Source organism: Streptomyces sp. WM6386 (genome assembly GCF_000972385.1).
Taxonomy (GTDB): Bacteria; Actinomycetota; Actinomycetes; order Streptomycetales; family Streptomycetaceae; genus Streptomyces.
In genome coordinates this window covers 1-1,800 of sequence record NZ_JXTE01000170.1, presented here as the reverse complement: position 1 = coordinate 1,800, position 1,800 = coordinate 1, and the positions used below count along the sequence as shown (strand labels likewise).

The following is a 1,800-nucleotide window of genomic DNA, read 5'->3' as shown; positions in this document are numbered from 1 at the left end:
TCTCCCGCATGAGCAGGACCGGGTACTCCTTCAGCAGTGCCAGGGACATCGCCGCGACCATCCGCGAGTGCACGAAGGGCACGTTGATCGCGACGGTCTCCTTCCTGCGCATCAGGGACAGCAGCCGCCACTGCGGTACGAGGCGGATGCCCTGGGTGCGGGGTGTGTGCACGACGAGCTTGGGAATGCCGGTGGTGCCGGAGGTGTGGGTGATGACGGCGGCCTCGTCGATGGGCCGCACGACGGGCGCTACCCGGGGGCTGCCGGCGAGTTCGGCGAGCGGGATCGACCCGGGCCGGTGGTCGGCCGAGGTGATGACCCGCCGGGTGAGGCCGGTGAGGGGCAGGTCGGCGAGGACGTCGAGCTTGGCGCCGTCGGTGAGCAGGGTCGGCCGGCCGACCCGCTCCAGCAGGACGCCCACGGTCGTGGCGTCCAGGGCCGGCGACAGGTTCACGACGACGCCGCCGATACGGGAGACGGCGGCGGCGAGCATCCAGTGGTCGGCGTTGGCCGTCTTGTAGATGACGACCCGCTCGTCGGGCCGGACCCCGGCCGCCCACAGTCGGGCCGCCAGGTCGTCGACGTACTCGGCGTACCGGGCCACCGTCAGACGCCGTCCCGCCTCGGGCAGGACGCCCAGGTCGTGGTCGAGGCTGATCGGGGTCGACGGGTTGACGGCGGCCGCCATCTGCGGCAGCAGGCCGATGTGAAGACCGCGCTTCTGTATCGAGTGATAGGCCACAGAGCCCTTCATCTGGGCTGTCTCCTTTGTGGTGGGCGGTGAACGTTCGGGCGGTCGCCGGCGCGGTGCGGGACGCAGGGGACAGACCAGGAGGGCTCAGAAGGAGTGGGGGCCGAAGCGGCCCCACGCCACGAAGGCGGCTACGGCGAGCAGGACCACGTTGACCACGATCGCCTGGTGCTCGTGGCGGCGCAGATGCGTGAGGGCGGCGCCGATCATCAGCAGCACCAGGCCCGTCGCGGCGAGCGGCACCAGCACCGGCGCGATGTCGAGCGCGGCGGGCAGGATCAGGCCAAGACCGGCCAGCACCTCCAGGGCGCCGATCGTCTTGACGCCGCCGTCGCTGAAGTCGTCGACCCAGCCGTAACCGCCCGCGGCCAGCTTCGCCTTGGGCTGGGCCAGCTTCTGGGCACCGCCCGCCAGGGCGGCCGCGCCCAGCACTCCCGCGATGATCCACAGAGCAATGTTCATGAGAGTTTTCCTTCGACAGGTTCGGCTGGGGTGCGGCGGTGGCCGGCGTGCCGCTACTGGCTGTCGGGCACCAGCAGGGTGGTCTCCACCTGGGGTCGCCATCGGTAGTACGACTGGAGCTTGTGGTACTCGCCGCGCGGCGCCACCGTGATCGCGTAGACGAACTGGTGGCCGTCGGTGCGGTACGGGGAGTTCTTCAGGAAGTCCTCGATGTCCGGCTCGACGGTCACCGGAAGGGACAGCGGGTCTTCGGTCATGGCGGCGATGGTGATCCGCTCGACCTTCGGGGAGTCCCAGGTCAAGGTGGCGTAGATGCCGAACGCCCCGGTGGCGAAGCGCAGCAGCCGCTCGCTCGGCGCGGGCAGCCCGCTCTCCCGCAGGAGCGAGGTGAGCGTCCCGGGCTCGAAGACCGAGGCGGGTGCCGCCCCGAAGTACAGGTTCACCGACCGGTGCCGGTAGTCGATGCCGACCAGGCTCACCTTGTCGGCCACGCCGTACCGGGTGAACAGGTCGAGGTTCGCGGCCGCGGCGGCCGGCATCGACTCCAGTGCGACCAGCTCGGACAGCGGCTTGGGGTCCTCGGGGGG

3 protein-coding genes are annotated in these 1,800 nt (G+C 70.8%); all 3 read right to left on the bottom strand.

All coding sequences use genetic code 11. The features are described from left to right. The coding region (locus TN53_RS40415) for an AMP-binding protein (RefSeq protein WP_046263861.1) at nt 1-754 on the bottom strand (754 nt) is incomplete at its 3' end. 84 nt (nt 755-838) lie between these two features. Next, on the bottom strand, nt 839-1,213 hold the full coding sequence (locus tag TN53_RS40410; RefSeq protein ID WP_046263860.1) for a DoxX family protein: 375 nt from the start codon (nt 1,211-1,213) through the stop codon (nt 839-841). Nucleotides 1,214-1,266: 53 nt separating this feature from the next. After that, the coding region (locus tag TN53_RS40405) for an aromatic prenyltransferase (RefSeq protein ID WP_046263859.1) at nt 1,267-1,800 on the bottom strand (534 nt) is incomplete at its 5' end.